This window comes from Acetobacter pasteurianus, from assembly GCF_009914215.2.
Classification (GTDB): Bacteria; Pseudomonadota; Alphaproteobacteria; order Acetobacterales; family Acetobacteraceae; genus Acetobacter; species Acetobacter pasteurianus.
This window is the reverse complement of record NZ_CP039846.2, coordinates 505,428-520,035: the sequence shown is the minus strand read 5'-3', so window position 1 is coordinate 520,035 and position 14,608 is coordinate 505,428. Positions and strand designations below refer to the sequence as shown.

General features: G+C 56.3%; 17 protein-coding genes. 9 read left to right on the top strand and 8 right to left on the bottom strand.

Annotated features, from left to right (window positions below; translation table 11 throughout):
• Positions 1-110: 110 nt before the first annotated feature.
• Positions 111-545: a DUF4148 domain-containing protein gene (locus FCN51_RS15855; protein ID WP_003628464.1), complete on the top strand. Its 435-nt coding sequence runs from the start codon at positions 111-113 to the stop codon at positions 543-545.
• A gap of 217 nt (positions 546-762) precedes the next feature.
• Complete coding sequence (gene acs / locus FCN51_RS15850; protein ID WP_160256325.1) at positions 763-2,685, top strand: acetate--CoA ligase; 1,923 nt, start codon at positions 763-765, stop codon at positions 2,683-2,685.
• Positions 2,686-2,709: 24 nt separating this feature from the next.
• On the opposite strand, the gene FCN51_RS15845 is transcribed toward acs, so the two are convergent.
• Positions 2,710-2,973, bottom strand: a complete 264-nt coding sequence (locus FCN51_RS15845) for a DUF1653 domain-containing protein (RefSeq protein ID WP_236661323.1) — start codon at positions 2,971-2,973, stop codon at positions 2,710-2,712.
• Positions 2,974-3,072: 99 nt separating this feature from the next.
• Between FCN51_RS15845 and FCN51_RS15840 the strand changes: the two genes are divergently transcribed.
• Together FCN51_RS15840 and FCN51_RS15835 are read left to right on the top strand one after the other, a co-directional pair.
• Positions 3,073-3,648, top strand: coding sequence for a hypothetical protein (locus FCN51_RS15840; RefSeq protein WP_174714313.1), 576 nt, complete (start codon positions 3,073-3,075; stop codon positions 3,646-3,648).
• A 9-nt stretch (positions 3,649-3,657) separates the two neighbouring features.
• A complete protein-coding gene (locus tag FCN51_RS15835; RefSeq protein WP_004448902.1) occupies positions 3,658-3,945 on the top strand; it encodes a hypothetical protein in 288 nt (95 codons plus the stop codon).
• Between the two features lie 72 nt (positions 3,946-4,017).
• Here the strand turns inward: FCN51_RS15835 and FCN51_RS15830 are convergent, their stop codons facing one another.
• Entirely contained in the window at positions 4,018-4,983 is a 966-nt protein-coding gene (locus FCN51_RS15830) for an SAM-dependent methyltransferase (protein ID WP_012812645.1), read from the bottom strand.
• Positions 4,980-5,438, bottom strand: coding sequence for a DUF423 domain-containing protein (locus tag FCN51_RS15825; protein WP_004448904.1), 459 nt, complete (start codon positions 5,436-5,438; stop codon positions 4,980-4,982). The genes FCN51_RS15830 and FCN51_RS15825 overlap by 4 nt, the downstream gene beginning before the upstream one ends.
• Before the next feature lie 70 nt (positions 5,439-5,508).
• On the opposite strand from FCN51_RS15825, the gene FCN51_RS15820 reads away from it, so the two are divergent.
• The 3 genes from FCN51_RS15820 to FCN51_RS15810 all read left to right on the top strand — a co-directional run bounded on the left by FCN51_RS15820 (position 5,509) and on the right by FCN51_RS15810 (position 7,508).
• The gene (locus FCN51_RS15820; RefSeq protein ID WP_160256323.1) at positions 5,509-6,075 is read left to right on the top strand and encodes a cob(I)yrinic acid a,c-diamide adenosyltransferase; all 567 of its coding nucleotides are present in this window, start codon (positions 5,509-5,511) and stop codon (positions 6,073-6,075) included.
• A 275-nt stretch (positions 6,076-6,350) separates the two neighbouring features.
• Positions 6,351-7,007: a hypothetical protein gene (locus FCN51_RS15815; protein WP_124295161.1), complete on the top strand. Its 657-nt coding sequence runs from the start codon at positions 6,351-6,353 to the stop codon at positions 7,005-7,007.
• Between the two features lie 33 nt (positions 7,008-7,040).
• Positions 7,041-7,508 carry a hypothetical protein gene (locus tag FCN51_RS15810; RefSeq protein ID WP_124295162.1) on the top strand — a complete coding sequence of 156 codons (468 nt, stop codon included), beginning with the start codon at positions 7,041-7,043 and terminating at the stop codon, positions 7,506-7,508.
• An 89-nt stretch (positions 7,509-7,597) separates the two neighbouring features.
• On the opposite strand, the gene FCN51_RS15805 is transcribed toward FCN51_RS15810, so the two are convergent.
• The 4 genes from FCN51_RS15805 to cysQ form a co-directional block, all read right to left on the bottom strand.
• Positions 7,598-9,067: an FAD-binding oxidoreductase gene (locus tag FCN51_RS15805; RefSeq protein WP_160256322.1), complete on the bottom strand. Its 1,470-nt coding sequence runs from the start codon at positions 9,065-9,067 to the stop codon at positions 7,598-7,600.
• A gap of 15 nt (positions 9,068-9,082) precedes the next feature.
• Positions 9,083-9,646 carry a hypothetical protein gene (locus FCN51_RS15800; protein ID WP_012812648.1) on the bottom strand — a complete coding sequence of 188 codons (564 nt, stop codon included), beginning with the start codon at positions 9,644-9,646 and terminating at the stop codon, positions 9,083-9,085.
• Positions 9,643-10,644, bottom strand: coding sequence for an L-threonylcarbamoyladenylate synthase (locus FCN51_RS15795; protein WP_160256321.1), 1,002 nt, complete (start codon positions 10,642-10,644; stop codon positions 9,643-9,645). The genes FCN51_RS15800 and FCN51_RS15795 overlap by 4 nt, the downstream gene beginning before the upstream one ends.
• Positions 10,645-10,733: 89 nt before the next feature.
• Positions 10,734-11,504: a 3'(2'),5'-bisphosphate nucleotidase CysQ gene (cysQ, locus tag FCN51_RS15790; RefSeq protein WP_174714300.1), complete on the bottom strand. Its 771-nt coding sequence runs from the start codon at positions 11,502-11,504 to the stop codon at positions 10,734-10,736.
• Between the two features lie 143 nt (positions 11,505-11,647).
• Between cysQ and FCN51_RS15785 the strand changes: the two genes are divergently transcribed.
• Entirely contained in the window at positions 11,648-13,132 is a 1,485-nt protein-coding gene (locus FCN51_RS15785; RefSeq protein ID WP_003628446.1) for a leucyl aminopeptidase, read from the top strand.
• A gap of 61 nt (positions 13,133-13,193) precedes the next feature.
• Here the strand turns inward: FCN51_RS15785 and FCN51_RS15780 are convergent, their stop codons facing one another.
• A complete protein-coding gene (locus FCN51_RS15780) occupies positions 13,194-13,640 on the bottom strand; it encodes a DNA polymerase III subunit chi (RefSeq protein WP_004448917.1) in 447 nt (148 codons plus the stop codon).
• A 106-nt stretch (positions 13,641-13,746) separates the two neighbouring features.
• Between FCN51_RS15780 and FCN51_RS15775 the strand changes: the two genes are divergently transcribed.
• A complete protein-coding gene (locus FCN51_RS15775; RefSeq protein WP_160256320.1) occupies positions 13,747-14,601 on the top strand; it encodes an aldo/keto reductase in 855 nt (284 codons plus the stop codon).
• Positions 14,602-14,608: the final 7 nt, after the last annotated feature.

Sequence of the window (14,608 nt, the reverse complement as noted above, 5' to 3'; positions counted from 1 at the left end):
AAACCCTGATATATCTGTGGTCTGCCATGTGCGGGGTGCGCAATGGGGCTGCTTGATCTTTCGGGCAGATACAGGGCAGTTTGAGGCATATTCCGCTAGGGAGATTCTGAATGAAACTGATTGCCGTACGTGCCCTGTCGGCGCTTGCCCTCACCACATCTCTGCTGGCAGGGGCTGCTGTGTCTGCCCATGCGCAGGAAAACACAGATGCGCCCGTAACACGCGCCGGAGATACGTCCCGCCTGACAGATGTAGATCCGTCTGGCTTTGTTGGTTCCATTGATCCGGCAGAAAACGCTGGCCTGCTGAACTACTGTGTGCAGAACGAATACGTTGATTACGACGACGGCTGGCGCACGCTGCAGGAATACAACAAAAAGACCAACGCCGTTCCAGAAGGGCAGGAAGGCAACATGTCTTACGCCAATGGTTCTGCCGGTCTGCTGCATGCCAACAACCGCACCTACACCATTGCCATGGCTATTCTGCCAGTGCGTCAGAAAACCTGTAAGGCTGTGCTGGAACGGGCCAAGGCTTCTCTGTAAGCACAAGGCTGTTATTCCGGTTTTGTTGATAAGGCCGGATCACGCTGAACACGGCATGATGGAAGGGTCAGTCACGCAAAGTGGCTGGCCCTTTTTCTGTATGAACGCACTTTATTTGGTGTTCATGCGGTGCAGGGTCTTTCACGCAGGCGTGCAATATGGTCAAACCAGTTCTGTTTCGTAACAAGAACAACAGAAGCCGAAAGGGCCAGACAGAGTGGTAGATGCGTTTTTCCCCGCAACGGATAACCCCGTTTCTGATCGGTATCAGGATCTTGTGCAGCGGGCGCAACGTGATCCGGAGGAATTCTGGCTGGCTCAGGCGCAAAGGCTGGCATGGCATACGCAACCCATGCACGCATCCCGCTCTGACTTTACCGGCGATGTGCGGATTTCCTGGTATGAAGACGGGCGGCTGAATGCGGCTGAAAACTGTCTGGACCGGCACGTTCTGTATCAGCCCGATAATGCTGCCCTGATCTGGCAGGGGCAGGAAGACGGCCACCGCGAGGTACTTTCATACCGTGAACTGCATGCCCGTGTGTGCCGTTTGGGCAATGTGCTGCGCCGTCTGGGTGTAAAAAAGGGAGACCGCGTGGCCATCCATCTGCCCATGGTGGCAGAGGGTGTTATTTCCATGCTGGCCTGCGCCCGTATTGGGGCCGTGCACGTGGTGCTGTTTGGTGGTTTTTCTGCCGAGGGTCTGGCCGAACGGCTGACAGATAGCGGCGCTGTGGTGGTGATTACCGCAGATGTGGCACGCCGTGGCCCCAAGAAAATCCCCAGCAAGACCACAATGGATGAGGCCATAAAATTGTGCGGGGCACAAAGTGCGGTGCGCAATGTGCTGGTGGTGCCTGTAACGGGTGCTGATGTACCCATGCAAAAAGGGCGGGACCTGTCCTACACAGCAGAAGTGGCGCTTGAAATACCGGATTGCCCGCCAGAAGTGATGAACGCGTGTGATCCGCTGTTTCTGCTTTACACATCTGGCAGCACGGGCCGCCCCAAAGGGCTGGTGCACAGCACGGGCGGGTATCTGGTGTGGGCCTCTTTCACGCAGGAACTGGTGTTTGATGCCAAACCCAGTGATGTGTTCTGGTGTACGGCAGATACAAGCTGGATTACCGGCCACACCTATGTTGTGTACGGGCCATTGGTAAATGGTGGCACCATTCTTGTGTATGAAGGCCTGCCATCATGGCCGCAGCCCGGTCGCTGGTGGGATGTGATAGACCAGAATCAGGTTTCGGTTTTCTATACCTCTCCCACGGTTATTCGCGCTGCCATGCGTGAGGATGATTCCGTGGTGCAAAGCCGCTCTCTGTCCAGCCTGCGTGTGCTGGGCACGGTGGGTGAGCCTATCAGCCCGGAAGCATGGAAGTGGTTTTATGCAGAAGTAGGGCGCAATGCCTGCCCGGTGGTGGACACATGGTGGCAGACAGAAACCGGCGGTGTGATGATTACCGCCTGCGCCCAGAATGTTGCAGGCAAGCCGGGGGCCGCTGGGCTGCCTTTGCCGGGTGTGGCCGCTACGCTGACAGATACCAAAGGGCAGGATATTGAAGGCGAGGGCGAAGGCCTGTTGTGCCTTGCGCAATCCTGGCCCGGACAGGCCATGACGCTGTGGCAGGACCACGAACGGTTCCGCAAAACCTATTTCACCACATGCCCGGGCCATTATTTCTCGGGTGATGGCGCACGGCGGGATGCCACCGGTTATTACTGGATTACCGGCCGCGTGGATGATGTGGTGAACGTATCTGGCCACCGCATTGGCACGGCGGAAATTGAAGATGCCGTGGCCGAAGATCATGCTGTGGTGGAAAGTGCCGCCGTTGGCGTGCCGCATGATCTGAAAGGGCAGGCCCTTGTAGTGTTTGTGGTGCCCAAGGCGGAGGGCGCGTTTGATGCCACAGCCGTAAACAAGGCCGTGGCCGCAGGCGTGGGCCGCTATGCGGTGCCAGAAAAAATTTACGTGGTGCCGGATCTGCCCAAAACACGTTCGGGCAAAATTGTGCGGCGTTTGCTGCGTAAAATTGCGGCGAATGATCTGGAAAATATGGGGGATCTGTCCACTCTGGCAGACCCGGATATTGTGGCCGAACTGATAAAGCTGGTGGCTCAGCAGAACGGCTGATCAACCTATAAAAGGCCGGGGCGCTTATGCCCCGGTTTCTGCCGCGTTGGCGGCTTTTAGCAACGCAAAGCGCAGTACGCCGTTTACACTTTCCTGCCACATGGCAAGGGGGCGCACCCAGTAATCTCCACGTGCCTCACTGCGGTAGGTTACAAGCCATTCTTCGGTTTCACTGTGGCGGCCTGTGCAGATCACAGTATAAAGTCCGCCCTTGTAATGTTTATAAAGACCGGGGCAGGGCATTTCTGGCACTTGGGTATCTGTATTATTCTGGTTATGTTCTATCATGATCGGGGTATCCTGCTGGGGTAGGTTATGATCCTGTGTTGCGGAAGGAGCGCACTTTTGAACCATCGTGTTGTGCTGTGTCAGGCGTTAACTGGCTTTATGTTTCTGTTTTGCGTTAATCCCGGCCATGCCACAACCACGGGCCATGCCAAAACGCATGCGCATACATCCAAGCGCACGCACCATGCCGCCGCAGCAGCCCGGAGCCCCGCTGGTGGCGCCCCGGTTGTGCTGACAAGCCAGCCCGGTACATCGCTGGACAAGGAAGCCCGCCGTCTGAATGCTGAGGATATGGCCGCCGCCGCCCGGCATAAGGAACGGCCATTGGTGCTTATTGGCTCTGCCCCGCTCAGCACCAGTGGTGGCAGCATGGCGCTGTTTGTGCAGGTGCAATCTGCCAGCCTGTGCGGTTCTGCCGGTTGCTCAACAGATGTGTATCTGAAGCGCGGGAATGATTGGGACAAGATTCTGGATTCCGTCAGCGGGCCGATTGAGCTGATGTCTACCTCCCACGGGGGCATGAAGGATATTGTGGTGGATGGCACAGACCGCTGGGTCTGGAAGAACAATACCTATGTGGATACCATTGTGGCGCAGGATGTGCCGGGGCTGAAAGATTCCATCGAGCAGCATCAGGCGCAGATGCGTAAACACGGTAAGTCTTCTTCCCGGTAATTTTGTTACGTGCCTGCACCTCAACCCGGTTTGGCCTATACGGCGCTGAAAACACTGGCCACGGTGGCCATCACCGTGGTGTTGATTGCCCTTTTGCGTGGTGGCTTGGCGCTGCTGCCAAAATTTGATTCTGCAACAGGAGGGCAGGTGGGCACACATCTGCTGCAACTTCTGGCAGGAGATGGGCAGGCCCGCACCCAGAATGCAGTATCCATCGGGCTGATGTTGGGCTGTTTTATTCTGGCTGTTCTGTTGGTGCAGGTGCTGGAAAAATGGTGGCGCAGGCGGGCCAGATAACGCCCTGCTAAAAAGCGGATGTTATCTGGTTTTTGGCATGTCACTCTGACACGCGGTGTGTATTTAAGCGTCTTATTGCGTAAGATTTGTGCCTGCCAATGTGGGCCTGTTTTCGGCTGCGGCTGTTTTGTTCCAGAAAAATGTCAGCTCATGTTTGTTATGGGCCAGATGCGCCAGGCTGCCACCCGGAATAGCCTCAAACGCGGCTACAATTTCATGGTCTGTTTCACCCTGAAATTTCACCGTCAGCACAATGTTGTCTGTGTTGCCAGAGGCTATCCAGTTTTGTGTCAGCCGTAAAAGGCGCTGTGGATAGGCAATGATGTCTGAAAACATCCAGTCCACAGCAGGAAGTTTTTCTGGTTCTAAACCAAAGGCGCTGGCCTGTTGGAAGGATACACCCGGCATGGCCGCCACTTTGGGGTCAAGCGGTGCGCGGTCAAATGCCGTTACCTGTGCACCAAGGTTGGCAATGGCCCATGTCCAGCCGCCGGGTGTGGCGCCCAGATCATAACAACGCTCTTCCGGTGTGGGCCAGCGGCCAAGGCGTGTGCAGGCTTCCCACAATTTCAGATAGGCGCGGGAAGGTGGGCCAGTGCGGTTTTCTACAAACTGTGGCGCGCCGTTTACAAACGGGCTGGTTTTGCGCGCAGAAAAAAGCAGCGTGTTGGTGTCCAGCAATGTCCACGCACCCAAGGGGCTTGTTGGTGGCAGCGTGGGAAACACCAGTGGCGCGGCTTTAACCGGGGGCAGTTTGTCTGTGATCAGCGCGGTACGCCGAAAGTGATCGATAGTATACAGGCTCCAGTTCCGCTGGATGGCACGCAACGTATCTGCGGCATTGCGGATGGAGGTTATCTCTGTCACCTGAGGGTCCAGCCAGATATCCAGCGCCCAAGGGGAATACACAGGCTTGCTGCTGGAAAGGGCCAAACGGCCATGCCAGCGGTCAATTGTTACGCCGCGCCATGCCAGATCAGCTTCTAAAACGGATGTCAGCCCATCGGCGGCCAACCATGCGGTGCGAATGGTGCTCATGCCCGGCACATCCAGCCAACAGAAAGTAAGAGCCACGAAAGAATCAGCAGGCTGCCACCTGTTGGGGCAACGTGGGCTGCATGGTGGCCCGTAAAGGCTGTGTAATACACGCCCGCGCAAAACAGCAGCGTGCCCAACACCAGCCCGCATCCGCCAGCCAGCAAGATGCGGCCTGCTTGAGGTTTAGCTGTAAGACCCAGCGCAACAAGGGCAATGCCTTGCCACATCTGCATTTCCATGCCGCTATGGGCCATAACGCGGCCACCGGCAGCAAAGGCCGAATCTGGCAGGTGGGCGGTAAGTGCGCCCATAACGGTGCCGGTAGCGGCCAGAAGGCCCCCGCATATGCGCCATAGGCGCGGAAGAAGAAGTGAAAAGGACATAAGTTCTGCTGTATAGGCGCAGCCGCCGTAATGGAAAACAGGAAAGGCAACATGCCCGGCCATTTCCTGCATTGGCCTTTATAAAGTATGCGCCGCGTTGTGGCGGAACAGATGCAAAAATGAGAGCAGGAAAATCCAAAACATGAGCATCAGGCTGGACCGAATTGTGACGCGCGGTGGAGATGGAGGGCAGACATCTTTGGGCAATGGCGCGCGCGTTCCAAAAAGCAGTGCACGCATAGAGGCACTGGGCACGCTGGATGAAGTAAACGCCATAACCGGCCTTGTGCGCGCCCATGCCCCGCAAGATAGCGCCGTGGTGAACCAGCTTGCAGCCGTGCAGAACATGCTGTTCGATATGGGGGCGGATTTGTGCCAGCCAGAAGAAGGCCCAAAAGCAGCCCGCGCCAAGCGGATGCAGGAAAGTGCCGTTTTAAAACTGGAAGAATGGGTGGAGCAGTTGCGCGCAGCCCAAAAACCATTAACAAGTTTTGTGTTGCCCGGTGGTTCTGTGCCCGCAGCGTGGGCACATCTGGCCCGTACACAGGCGCGTGCGGCAGAACGGCGTATGGTGGCGTTGGCTGAGAAAGAAACAATCAATCCTGTTCTGCTACAGATCATGAACAGGTTATCTGATTACTTTTTTGTTCTGGCGCGTCACTTTAATGCAGATGGGCAGACCGATCTGGTATGGATTCCCGAAAAATAAGAGAAAACCTTACCAAAACCCCTGTCTTGTGCTTGAACATGGCAGGGAAGACATGATAATACTGTTTAGTAAGAACCAAAACACATTATAAAACGTGTGTAATAATTCTGTCTGTCCGTTTGTAATGTGTGCCCTCATGCCTGCTGTAAAGCATCATGAAGGATTGGCTGGAACCGTGTTTGGTATCGCGCGGGCAAATGCCAGAATATAACGGCTGATGGAATGTTTAAGAACTGTATCAACAGACCATTTTTCTTAAAGTGACTTCCAGATTTATGAACACAACATCTTTTATGCCACCCTTGGATGCCGATAGAGAACGGGATGAAGGGCTGGAAGAAGCCTCCATGCGCAATGCGCTGGAACGGCTTGGCGCATCTCACAAAGGGCGCTCTGCGCCGTCCTCCCCCCGCCCTGCGGCAGATGCCACAGGCAACAAGCGGCGAAGATTTGTGCGTGATGGCGAAGTGCCAGTAGAAAAACATTCTCTGGCCCGTATTACGCCCCGCACGGTTGCAGCCCCCCGCACCCCCACCACATCTCGCGCTGTTCATTTTTCTGAAGAAGAAAACAGCGAAGTTTCTCGTCTGCGCCGTTTGGTGGCAGAAGAAAAGCTGCGTGTGGAAGACATGGAACGCCAGATGGGGGAAGTGCAGGCCGCCCAGCGTGCTCTGCAAACCCAAAAAGGCCACGCCGATATGATGGTGCGTGAGCTGAAAGCCAAAGTGGCGGAGCAGGAAGCCGAATTAGCTGAAACTGGCCGTCAGCTGCGGGCCGCGCACCGGTTGGTGGCCGAGCGTGATGAAGAAATTGCCAGCTTAAAGCGGCAGGTGGAAGCCAAGCCGCGTGGCCGCCCGCGCCGCCAGTATGAACTGGCAAAAGAAGAAACGGTTGAAGATGAACCGCAGCCCGTAAAATGGTGGAAGGACTAACACTCTGCTTCTGTTTGTAAAAAGACACTCTGCGTGAGAAATCCTCCTGTCACGCCAGCGTTGGTGTTGCTGGTGGCGGATATTGCCGTGGGGGTGGCCTGTGTGTTGCTGCCGCCTCTTGTTATGGGCTTTCTGGCCTTGTTGAAGGATATTTTTGGCGTGCTTATTCTGCCGTTCAGCTTTTTGTTCGGGCTGGCAGGATGGTCATCCGATATGTCCTCACTGGAAACCATGCAGGGCGGATTGGTGCCAGATATGATGGCCCATCCGTTCCGGGCCGCTTCTGCTGCCGCATTGCTGGTGGTAGGGGGCGCGTGCTCTCTTATGGCATGTGGCACGCCAGATGGCGCACGTATGGAACGTAATCTGGCGCCGGTTTTTACTTTTGCCGCCATGGTGCTGGTTGGGGTTGATCCGGGGCTTATTGTGTTGCCTGCGTTTGTTTTGCAGCTTCTGGCGTTGCGTTACCCCGCAATGGATTTTTTAAAAATCCGTAGGTAATTCTGTAATCTGGAATATCTGTTCAAGTAATAAAAAGGGTGACCATTGAATTGGTCGCCCTTTTTATTGTGTAGAGTGTTGTATTATTTTCAGGCTGCGGGGAAAATCTTGCCCGGGTTCATCAGGTTTTTGGGGTCCAGCGCATTTTTGATCCGGCGCATGGTTTCCAGCTCCGCACCGCCACGCCATTCGGGCATCATGTAGGTTTTAAGCTGCCCCACGCCGTGCTCGGCAGAAAAAGAACCGCCAAGTTTGCGCACAATAGCTGCCACAGTGTCCATCATGGCATGATCCTGCGCCAGAAATGCCTTGGGGTCTGCGCCTTCGGGCTGCACCAGATTGAAGTGGATGTTGCCATCCCCAATATGCCCAAACGGTGCCACCCGAATACCGGGAATAAGGGCTTCACACGCTTTGGTGGCTTCATCAATAAAGGTGGGAATAGCGGCTAGTGGCACGGACACATCGTTTTTAACAGATGCCCCGGCACGTTTCTGGGCTTCTGCATGTTCCTCACGGATCATCCATAGGCTCTGGCGTTGGGCTTCACTTTCTGCCAGCACGGCATCTGTTACCAAACCATCTTCCAGCGCGGTGCCCAGCACGTCTTCCATAAGGGAGCGCAGGCTGTCATCTCCACGGGGGCTGCCCAACTCTACCAGCGCATAGGCGGGTGCGGGTTCGCTTAATGGCAGTGGCGCGCCTTCAATCAGTTTGTTTACCAGCGCCATGCTTGTGCCGGACATGAACTCAAAAGCCTGAATGGCAGAAGGGTCCTGCTTGCGGAAAGCGGCAAACAGATCCAGCGCACCCTTGGCATCTGCCACGGCGCACAAAGCTGTCTCGCGCGAGCGGGGGGCTGGCTGAAGCTGAATAATGGCCTGCGTAATAATGCCCAACGTGCCTTCAGATCCAACCAAAAGCTGCCGCAGGGCGTAGCCGGTGTTATCCTTGCGCAGCTTGCGCATCAGGTTCAGCACGTTGCCATCGGGCATTACGGCTTCCAGCCCCAATGCCAGTTCACGCGCATTGCCGTAGCGCACGGTGTTGTTGCCGCCCGCATTGGTGGCCAGAATGCCCCCAATATCAGCAGAGCCTTCGGATGAAATGGAAAGTGGCAGCAGCAGGCCTTCCTTGGCGGCAGCATCCTGCGCGGCTTTAAGCGTTACGCCAGCTTCTACCGTTATGGTCAGATCAGCGTGGTCAATGTCATGAATGCGCGTCATGCGGGTGGTGGAAATCACCACAGCCTTACCGGTATCATCCGGTGTGGCGCCACCCACCATGCTTGTGTTGCCACCTTGCGGCACCATGGGCACGTTGTGCTGGTTACACAGGGCTACGGCTTTTGCACATTCTTCCGTGTTGGCCGGGCGCAGAACAGCCGCGCATTTACCATGATAAAGCGCGCGCCAATCTATGCAGAACGGATCTATGTCTGAAGCCGCTGTCAGCAGGCCAGCAGGGCCCAAAAGCTGTAAAAGGGCATCATGCAGGGGTTGGGGAAGGGCGGCGTTTTCAGGCATGGGCGCGGGTTCCTGCAAAAGGGGTGAACACACAAAATAAAGAAAACATCAGTAAAGGTAACGGGCGTTTTCTGCCGCAGTATTGATGTGCGGGGGAAAAAAGGCGTGAAAAAGCTGGGTGCCAGCAATACCAGCCAAAAGCCCGGCAATAGTGGCAATAACGATGGTCATGCGCCGCTGATACTGGCCAAAGCTTTGTATCTGCGCCATCTGGGCCTGCATTTCGGCGCGGGCCTGTAAGGTAATATACAGCTCAGATTTAAGGGTTTCGTTCTGGGCGGTGGCGCTGCGCAGTTTACGATCCAGAGAAACAATATTGTTTCTTAGTTCCTGCAACTGGGCGCGATAGGTATCAGACATATCCGCCTGCCCCTTGTTGGCAGAGGCGCGGCTGCTGGTGCGTGCTTTGCTGGCGCGGGCGGGCTTTGCTTTTTCGGGGTCTTCTGCAATGGTCTGGAACAGGTTTTTAAGTGCGCCGCCTGTTGTGGCATTGCGTTTGGCCCGGTTGCGCAGGGCTTCCAGTGCAGTGGCAGATTGGCCCGGCTGATCTTCCAGCACCAGTGCCAGAATATCCGAAAGGATTTTCAGTTCTTTTGGGTCAATATCGCTCATGCGGGCAAGTCTTCCGGGGGCAGGGCGGGGCGCGGTGCTGCCGCACGGTTAAGCCGATCTTGTATGGCAAGCCCAAGGCCGTGCTGCGGAATGGGCTGTACTGCAATGCCACGCAAATGGTGGCTCTGGCCTTGCTTGTCTAACGTGCGCAGGCCGGTAAACAGGCGGGCGGCGGCTTCTTCCAGATTGCCACTTTCGCTCAGGTTCCAGCTTACGGCGGCCCCGCTGGGCTGTGTGTTGCCAAAGGCCAGCAAGGCTTCATCTGGTGCAACATCCGTGGCGTTCAGCCGCACGGGCAGATGCGGCGCATAGTGTGAAAGCAGTCTGCCGGGAGAGGCCGGGGCGGCATCTACCTCGGTTTCCGGCATAAATATGGTGCCACAAACAGCTTGCAGGGCTTCCAGCGTAATGCCGCCGGGGCGTAACAAGGTAGGGCGTTCGGGGTTGGAAATATCCAGCACCGTGCTTTCCACACCTACTTGGCAGGGGCCACTATCCAGCACGGCATCAATACGGCCATCCAGTTCTTCCAGCACATGCGCGGCATCAGAAGGGCTGATGCGGCCTGAACGGTTGGCAGAAGGTGCCGCAATGGGGCGTTGCACCAGCTTGAGCAACGCCTGCACGGTTTCCCCCTTAGGCACGCGCACGGCCAAAGTGGGCAGGCCATCGGCAGCCAGATCACTTACCGTGCTGTGGGGGGCGCGGGGTAGAATGAGGGTAAGTGGGCCGGGCCAGAATGTATCTGCCAGTTTATGTGCGAGCGGGTTGGCATCAACCTGTGAGAAGGCGCCCTGTGCATCTGCAAAATGGCTAATAAGCGGGTTAAAGCGCGGGCGATTTTTGGCTTCAAAAATCCGGGCCACGGTTTTGGGCTGCGTGGCATCTCCGCCAAGGCCGTAAACAGTTTCTGTTCCAAACGCCACCAGGCCACCTTCGCGCAGAATGCGGGCAGCTGTTTGAAGGCCAGAGGAGGAGGCATCCAGAAGGTTGGTCATACTTCTCTGTAATGGCCGCAAAAGGGGCGGCCTGTTTGCTGCATTGGCCAGCCTTTGCGCAAGGTTGGCCAAAGTGCAGCGTAATGGGTTTACAGCGTTCCGGTACAGACAAACGGCGGATTTTTCCAGCCCGTTTTGCCATAAACCAGCGGAGAACCGTCCAGTAGCGTAATATTTCCGCCAGCGGCTTCCACAATAGCCTGCGGGGCTGCGGTATCCCATTCCATGGTGGGGCCAAGGCGTGGGTAAAGGTCTACCAGCCCTTCGGCCACACGGGCAAATTTTACGGCCGAGCCAATATTGCCTAGTTTGGCAACCGGGCGGCCATTCAGATATTCGGCCAGACGTTTGTCATCTGCATGGTGGCGAGATGCTAGAACAGTCAGCCCTTCTGCCGGAGCCTTGCGCACATGAATGGGCTGCGTGCCGTTTTTATCCGTGCGGTGTGCGCCCAAGCCTACGCCACCTGTATAAAGCTGATGGTAAGCTGGCAGTGCCATAGCCCCCAGCACCGGGCGGCCATCACGCACCAGCCCGATATTTACGGTAAAATCATCACGCCCGGCGGCAAATTCACGCGTGCCGTCCAGCGGGTCCACCAGCCAATAGGCGGGGGCTACGGCAGTCTGTTTGCCAGCAGCCACTTCTTCTTCCGCAATAACGGGAATATCCGGCGTTGCTGCCCGCAGGCCGCGCAGAATATGCGCTTCTGCAGCGTGGTCTGCCTCCGTTACGGGGGAAGAATCGGTTTTGGTTATGGTTTCAAAGCCGCGCGCACGAATTGTACGAATAATTTCAGCAGCTTCATCGGCCAGTCTGGCGGCAAGGGCCAGAAGGTCGGCATCGGTATGGCTTGTCATAGCTGCTAGCATACGCCAGCACGCGGGCTGCGTCATGCCTACAATTGCAAGCGCATGTCATGCACTCGCGGGCTTCCTATTGCCAAGCCGCCGGGGGAGACGTACGCAGGAAGGATGAGTTTACAGAAAGGGCAGTAAACACCATGCTTCAGATCAAGTTTTCTTCCGCTTCGCTGCCAGCAGGTGGCGCTCTGGCCATTTTGGTGCCGGAAGGGGAAAAACGCTCTGCCATTTTTCAGCAAGCCGATAAAGCCACCAATGGCGCGCTAACCCGCGCAGCCAAAGCGGATGATTTTACCGGCAAGGAAGGCTCCGCCTGCGTTGTGCTGGCACCATCCGATGCGTTTGAACGCGTGGTGCTGATTGGCATTGGCAAGCTGGAAGCCGTAGATGCCTGGGCCGCAGAAAAGGCCGGTGGTGCAGCCGCATCTCGTCTGGGCCGTGATGAGCAGGCAACTTTGGCAGTGGGTGATCTGTCCGGCGCGTTGGCAGCACATGCTGCACTAGGTGCCGTGCTGGGGGCTTACCACTTTGGCCTGTATCATGGCGCGCCAGAAGCCAGCAAAAACCATCGCCTTGCCGAGCTTTCTGTTCTGACAGACCACGTGGATGCCGCAGAAGAAGCATGGCCATCCCTTTCCGCCGTGGCACGTGGTGTGGTGCTGACGCGTGATTTGGTGACGGAACCTGCAAATGTGCTCAACCCGGTAGAATTTGCAGAGCGCGCCACCACCTTGAAGAGCCTGGGGCTGGAAGTGGAAGTGCTGGACCGCGCGGCCATGGAAAAGCTGGGCTTTGGTGCACTGCTTGGCGTGGCACAGGGCAGTGCGAACGAACCGCGCACCGTTATCCTGCGCTGGAATGGTGCCGCCAACAAGGATGAAGCCCCGCTGGCCTTTATTGGTAAAGGCGTGACGTTCGATTCCGGTGGTATCTCCATCAAGCCTGCCGCTGGCATGGAAGACATGAAGTGGGATATGGCCGGTGCTGCTACGGTAACCGGTCTGCTGACAGCACTGGCCGGGCGTAAGGCTAAGGTCAACGCCGTTGGTGTTGTGGGGCTGGTGGAAAACATGGTGTCTGGCACTGCCCAGCGCCCCGGCGATGTGGTGCGCAGTGCCTCTGGCCAGACCATTGAAGTACTGAACACCGATGCCGAAGGCCGCTTGGTGCTGGCAGATATTCTCTGGTATGCGCGTGAACGCTTTGCACCGCAGATTATGGTAGATCTGGCAACGCTTACGGGTGCCATTATCATCAGCCTTGGGCACGAATATGCGGGCCTGTTCTCCAATAACGATCAGCTTGCTGCAGGCCTTGCAGATGCTGGTGCGTTTGCGGGTGAAAAGCTGTGGCGTATGCCCATGGGCAAGGAATACGATGCCCTGCTGAAATCCGACATTGCGGATATGAAAAACATCAGTGGTGGCCGTGCGGGTGGTTCCATTACCGCAGCGCAGTTCCTCAAGCGCTTTGTGGGTGAAACACCTTGGGCGCATCTGGATATTGCCGGTGTGGCTTGGGCTTCCAAGGCGCAGAATGGCCAGCCCAAAGGCGCAACGGGCTTTGGTGTGCGTCTGCTCGATCGTTTTGTGCGCGATGGCTACGAATACGAACCGAAAGACTGAACCCGCTGTAATTTAAAGCAGTTGGTATAAGATCAAAGGCTGGAAAGGCGTTGCGGTAGGTTTACCGGGCGCGGTTCCAGCCTTTTTCTTCCTGCCGCCAGTAGGCCAGTTCATGCCCGGCAGCTTTGGCGGCGCTCCAGCGGGTGCGGGCGGCGGCTACGGCTTCCTCATCATGGCCGTCAAACAGGTCAAACACCCGTTCAAATGCTGCCAGATCGGGAAAGCTGCGGTTTTCCAGCAAAAACAGAAAGCGCGCATTGTTAGGGGTATCTTCCCCCATGCTCAGCCAGATAGGTTGCAGATCCGGGCAGGCAATACCTTCGCGCCCATGTGGCAGCCATGTTGGGGTGGTCACTTTCCACAAGGCTTTATCCAGATCATCCAACATGGGTTTGCTAGCACACCACACAGCGGCTTTTTGCCCGCTGGCCAGTGTGCGGGCCAACAGTTTGGGCAAGGCCTCGGTCACGCTTGTGCGCGTAAGGTGGTAAAAACCAATCTGAGTCATACGTGTTAGTATATCCAGCCTTACCTGCGGGCAGAAGGCTGATTGAGCGCGTTTAGAAAATTAACAGGCAGATAAGCCGCCTGTTTTGCAAAGGAGAACCGGCGCAATGGCAAATACAGTAACGCTGGCCGATGGCACTGTTCTGCCCGCTTTGGGGGTAGGCACTTGGAATATGGGGGAAACCCCCGCCCGTTGGCCAGAGGAAGTGGAAAGCCTGCGCTATGCCGTATTAAACGGTGTGCAGGTGGTGGATACAGCCGAAATGTATGGCAATGGCCGCTCTGAAAGTGTGGTGGGAGAGGCCATTTATCCTTACCGCAAAAAGGTTTTTCTGGTGACCAAAGTGTTGCCTTCAAACGCATCTGCCCAAGGTGTGGCCGAAAGCTGTCGGAAGTCTTTGCGCCGTTTGGGAACAGATTGGATAGACCTATACCTTCTGCACTGGCGGGGCGGTGTACCGTTGGGCGAAACGGTAGACGCATTTAAAAAGCTGCAACGTGAAGGTTTGATCCGCTATTGGGGTGTTTCAAACTTTGATACGGATGATGTGTATGAACTGGATGGATGTTCCCGCGTTGGGGAATGTGTTGCCAACCAGGTGTTGTACAATCTGGAGCATCGCGGCGTGGAATATGATCTGTTGAAAACGGATTATCGCCGCAAAATTGTGACCATGGCCTATTCCCCCATCGGGCAGGGGCAGGAACTGCTCAAAAACCCGGTTTTGGCAGATATTGCCAGCAGGCACAGCACTGCGCTTGGCCCGGCCACACCGGCACAAATTGCGCTGGCATGGGTGCTACGCCAGAACAATGTACTGGCTATTCCCAAAGCAGCCTCGCACGAGCACATGAAGCAGAATCTGGCTGCGCGAGACCTTGAATTAACAGAGCAGGATCTGGCGCAGTTGGATGCAGCGTTTCCGCCGCCTACCAAAAAAACACCGCTGGATATGATCTAAAAAGCCG